This is a genomic window from Vulcanococcus sp. (assembly GCF_044369115.1).
Classification (GTDB): Bacteria; Cyanobacteriota; Cyanobacteriia; order PCC-6307; family Cyanobiaceae; genus Vulcanococcus.
This window is the reverse complement of record NZ_JBIPMN010000210.1, coordinates 1-3,775: the sequence shown is the minus strand read 5'-3', so window position 1 is coordinate 3,775 and position 3,775 is coordinate 1. Positions and strand designations below refer to the sequence as shown.

At 62.5% G+C, this 3,775-nt stretch carries 5 protein-coding genes; 1 reads left to right on the top strand and 4 read right to left on the bottom strand.

Translation table 11 applies throughout. From position 1 onward, the window contains the following. The first annotated feature begins 269 nt into the window (after positions 1-269). The gene (locus ACIQ2E_RS13195; protein ID WP_398331403.1) at positions 270-1,502 is read left to right on the top strand and encodes a hypothetical protein; all 1,233 of its coding nucleotides are present in this window, start codon (positions 270-272) and stop codon (positions 1,500-1,502) included. 18 nt (positions 1,503-1,520) lie between these two features. Here the strand turns inward: ACIQ2E_RS13195 and ACIQ2E_RS13190 are convergent, their stop codons facing one another. The 4 genes from ACIQ2E_RS13190 to ACIQ2E_RS13175 form a co-directional block, all read right to left on the bottom strand. After that, positions 1,521-2,429, bottom strand: a complete 909-nt coding sequence (locus ACIQ2E_RS13190; protein ID WP_398331400.1) for a hypothetical protein — start codon at positions 2,427-2,429, stop codon at positions 1,521-1,523. A 61-nt stretch (positions 2,430-2,490) separates the two neighbouring features. After that, positions 2,491-2,727, bottom strand: a complete 237-nt coding sequence (locus ACIQ2E_RS13185; RefSeq protein ID WP_398331397.1) for a helix-turn-helix domain-containing protein — start codon at positions 2,725-2,727, stop codon at positions 2,491-2,493. Continuing rightward, on the bottom strand, positions 2,727-3,485 hold the full coding sequence (locus ACIQ2E_RS13180; RefSeq protein ID WP_398331394.1) for a KilA-N domain-containing protein: 759 nt from the start codon (positions 3,483-3,485) through the stop codon (positions 2,727-2,729). The genes ACIQ2E_RS13185 and ACIQ2E_RS13180 overlap by 1 nt, the downstream gene beginning before the upstream one ends. A 44-nt stretch (positions 3,486-3,529) precedes the next feature. Further along, a partial coding sequence (locus tag ACIQ2E_RS13175; protein WP_398331391.1) for a hypothetical protein occupies positions 3,530-3,775 on the bottom strand: 246 nt, incomplete at its 5' end.

Below are 3,775 nucleotides of genomic sequence, written 5' to 3'. Positions count from 1 at the left end.
GAGCTCTCACTTCAGGAAGGCTGCGCTGGGGTCAGATTTGGTGACCTGCTCAGATGGCAACTCTCTAAAAAGTCAGTCGGGGCGACAGGATTCGAACCTGCGACCTAGTGCTCCCAAATCCGAAAATTGGGGATTTAGCAGGACTGCTGCTCTTGCTAGCCTCTTGGCTGTAAACCCTTGCTGTCACTGGCTTTTGGGCTGCCAGTCTGTGCCTGGCTCTGCCCAGATTTGACCGGTTTTGGCAGGGGCCATCTCACATGCCATCTCACATGGGGCGACCACCGACCTGGGATCAGGTGCTTCGGGCAGGGGTGATTCACAGCCTGTCCCAGCGGGGCACCCATGGCGGCTGGTCGGTGGCCAATCACCGTGGTCGTGCTCGCTTGAACCTCACTCAGGCTGCAGCAGGCGGCCGTCGAAGGCAGATCCTTCTGCCACTGGTCTGGCAAGCCGATCAGATGGATGCCATTCGCGACGTGGTGCTGGCGATCCATGAAGCGCATCAGGCTGGTGCCCCCATCGACCAGGCGGTTGCCCAGGCCTGCACACCTGCCGCTGATGAAGCCGCGCCTGAGCTCTCTGCCGTCCAGCGGCACGTGGATTGGGCTGCATTGATCGAGCGTTTCCGTCAGCACAAACTTTCCAGCGGAGCGATCAAGCCCAGCACCTGGCGCAACACCTATGCCGGCCGAATGGCGGCAATCCACAAGGCGGCAATGGCTGTGCCGCCACCGGTCAATGCCCGTCAGCTCCTGGACCGCTTGGTCGCACCGGTGAAAGAGCACCCTGGGACCAGGGGACGGCAGCTGTTGGTTCAACAGACAGCCGCTCTTTTGCGTTGGAGCATCGACAACGATCTGCTGCCGATGCACTGGGCTCCGCCGCTCAACCTCGCTGGTTATGTCGGTAGACGGCGCGATGCTCGACCCGTCACAACGCCTCTTGCTGTTACCCATCTTCTTGAGGTGGTGGCCTCCATCCCCGATCCGCGTTGGAGATTGGCCTTTCAACTGATGGCCGCCTACGGATTGAGGCCGGAGGAGCTTCAACACCTGGAACACCGCGGAGGCCGGCTGTGGTGCACCTTCGAGAAGACAACACCGAAAGGCAAAACACGACCCCGCCCGCTGCGGCTGTTGCCGTCTGATCAGTGGGCTGTGCCCTGGCAACTGGAATCGGTCTACGAGAGGCAAGCGATGCCGCCGATGCGCCCAGGACATGGAGCCGAAGACCTGCGCACTTACATGCGCAGGCGCGCTGTCTGGGAAGAACTGCGGCAGCGCTACGAAGCTGAGGGGGAAAAGCTAGTCCTGTACTCCTGCCGCCATGGCTACGCCCATCGCGCCCACGTGATCTGTGAGCTACCCCCGAAGGTCGTCGCTGCCGCGATGGGGCATTCCGTGGAGACCCACCTTGCGGCTTACAGCCGCTGGTGCGGGGATGACGTGGTGGATGACGCCTTCAGCAAAGCTGCACAACGGCTCAGTGGCATGACGTCGTGAGCCTGCTTCTTTGCGGCGCTACTGCTCACCTGTTGGCTTGATGTATACGGTGTCGATCAGAAAGGCCCGCAATGCTTCCGGGAAAGAGCTGTAGACGATTTCCCGGCCCAGGCACTTGCCGTTGTCATCCAGGTCGCCCTTGCACTCCTTCAGCCCCCAGTCCGACGAGGCGTCATAACGCTGGGTCATGCGATCCCAGCCGTCAAACAGCTCGCCCACCAACGCCTTGTTAGCGACGTAACCGGCCAGAAACCCATTGGGTGATTCAGGGTTCTTCTGCTGGAACCATTCGGCCATGCGCTGCAGGTTGCAGCGATGGATTGGCTTGAACTCAGGGCGATGGGAGACATCCACAAACGCATCGCCTTGCAGCTCCCAGATGCGGGCAGGTGCCGTGCTGCAGGCGTAGCAGGCAAAGCGATAGAGAAACCGGTTATCGACGTCGACGATCAGGAAGCGGCCGTTCCGCAACGGATCCTTTGCAGGTGAATCGCCCCCGTCGAAGGGCCCCAGCGTCACCTCACGCCAGGTCTGGCCACTGCGGTCGCTGGTGAGCACCTGGATCTGATTGCAGCAGTGCGCTCGGCCGGTGAAGGACGAGAGAAGAACTTCGGGGTAGGGGTTCGAAGGATCCATCTCAGCGATCTGAACCACCGCGGCTGGACTGCCACCCCATTTCTCGGCACCAATCAGACGGCCGACCTCGGCGCCATTGACGCGAACAACCGCCACAGGCTGGAGCACGTTCGAACCTGACTCGTTGATCCGCTGCCGTTGCTGTGCGCTGACCTCAACGACGCCACTTCGCAACGCGCCGCTCATGCGGTTGTTCTGGTAGTCCATCTTCAGGACCTGGGCGACAGCCGGACTGCCGCAGAGGGCACCCACCCCGATTAGGACTGCAACCCAACGAGCTCGCAGAGACACCAGGCAAAAGGCAGGCCGCTCTTCCGAACCGTAGGAAGAGCGGCCGCGCATGCAACCCCGCTCACTGCTTGAGATGGCGGCGGCTCCAGCCGGTGATCGAGGCCTCGATGTTCTCCCCATGCCACTGCAGGGGACCTTTGCCTTCGGTGCAGCCCCAGCGGCGGAAGTGCTTGCCGGGTTGCAGCACACCTCGCAGCCTGAGTTGGCGCAGGGTTTCACGGCTGATGCCGAGCAGCTCACAGGCTTCTGCCGTCGTGACCCAGACCCGCTGGCGGGTTGACGTTGTGGTGGTGTCCATCAGCTCCCCGCCAGCTGTGCGCGAAAGCGCTTGAGGGTGTCAAGCAACCACGAGCGTCGATAGCTCTTCACCTGGCGGGCTGCACCATCGATAAACTGCTGGCGCAGCGGTGGCTCTTGGCCGAAGTCCTCGCGGTAGGCCTCGGCCACCAGCATCCCCCCCGAGCGGTATCGGGACCTGGGCAGTATTTCCTGAAAGACCTCCAACCAGGCATCACTCAACGTCAGCTCATCGTCAGAGGGGGCTCCGGACAGAAACCCACCACTGGCGGTGAGCACGTTGCTTCGGACGATGTCCTTGAACAGAAGCTGGTCGCGCTGATCCAGGCCGCCTAGTCGCTCGAACAGACCGATGCTCCGCTCCACCAGCGCGATCACGTCGGCTTCACGGATCCGAGCTGGAGGTGTTTCGACGGGAGTCGGTTGAGCCTGCTGGACGCTCTCCAGGAACCATCCGTCCATCCACACCGCGAACGGCGCGCTGATCCAGCGGGCCAGGTCGACAGCGACCTGGGGATGAACCCAGGTGCAGCCACCCCCGGCACCGCCGGAGCGGGACTCAACGAGGCCGTGGACGGAAATTCCGGCCACGCTTTCCAGAGCGTCCAGATAGTGCTGGCACCGGTCGGACTCGCGGTAGTCCTTCCAGCGTTTGCCATTGGCTTTGCACATGGCCGTGGCATTCACGTAGCCATCGCTGGTGCGCCGCGAGATCGGGGTGCCGTTCCAGGAACGCGACACCAGAGCGTCTTGGCTCATCAGAGCAACAGACGTGGAGGGATGGGACGACATTGTTGTGGTGTTCATCGGTCTGAAGACGGCGATATGGGCTGGGGCCCTCTGGCGGCAATGCCGGCGAAAGTGGGGAATGGGCTATGAGTGCTGACCGCTTGCAACCGCGGCGGCACGGGGCCAGCGATCATCAGCAGCAGGGTGCTCAGCTGAAACAGCAGCCCCACAAGCACCAGCAGGCGCAGAGCGTTGAGGCTGTTGGCCGTGACGGCGATGGTTACGGGCCTGCGGGTGCGGCAGAACGCTGGAAGCTCGGG

Coding starts and splice junctions, on each gene's coding strand:
- ACIQ2E_RS13195 (WP_398331403.1), top strand. CDS start 270: ATGGGGCGACCACCGACCTGGGATCAGGTGCTTCGGGCAGGGGTGATT.
- ACIQ2E_RS13185 (WP_398331397.1), bottom strand. CDS start 2,727: ATGGACACCACCACAACGTCAACCCGCCAGCGGGTCTGGGTCACGACG.
- ACIQ2E_RS13180 (WP_398331394.1), bottom strand. CDS start 3,485: ATGAGCCAAGACGCTCTGGTGTCGCGTTCCTGGAACGGCACCCCGATC.